The sequence below is a fragment of the Kitasatospora sp. SC0581 genome, assembly GCF_048159585.1.
GTDB lineage: Bacteria > Actinomycetota > Actinomycetes > Streptomycetales > Streptomycetaceae > Kitasatospora.
On the sequence record NZ_JBLRWA010000199.1, the window covers coordinates 1 to 388 of the forward strand.

General features: G+C 46.6%; 1 pseudogene. It reads left to right on the top strand.

The window, feature by feature from the left end:
* Positions 1 to 254 (top strand): annotated as a pseudogene (locus ACLWS4_RS37770) (hypothetical protein); the annotation flags it as partial.
* Between the last annotated feature and the right edge of the window lie 134 nt (positions 255 to 388).

Sequence of the window (388 nt, forward strand, 5' to 3'; positions counted from 1 at the left end):
TCCTGGATTCCAGGGCAAACTGGCCTGGCTGGACAAACGATCCGAAAATCGACCAATTGTTGGATCAGATCAGTTCTGCCAAAACGCAGGATGAGACAAAAGCGCTTATTCGTGAGCTGCAGCAGGAATTCTGGCAATACCTGCCGGTGATCAATCTTGGAACTTACAAAAATGTCAATGCCTGTTCCGATAAAGTCAAAGGATTTAAATGGTTTATCGGCCCGGTTCTCTGGAATGTCAGCATAGAATCATAAAATCCGGCAAGGCAGGCGTTTGGCATCTTTGCACTGAAAAATCACATTTCAGGCGGCTCGGGTTTTAATTGCCGGCGGGGGAACCTCCTGGTTTTTTACGAGACCTCGTAAAAGGTACACCATTTAATCGCGTA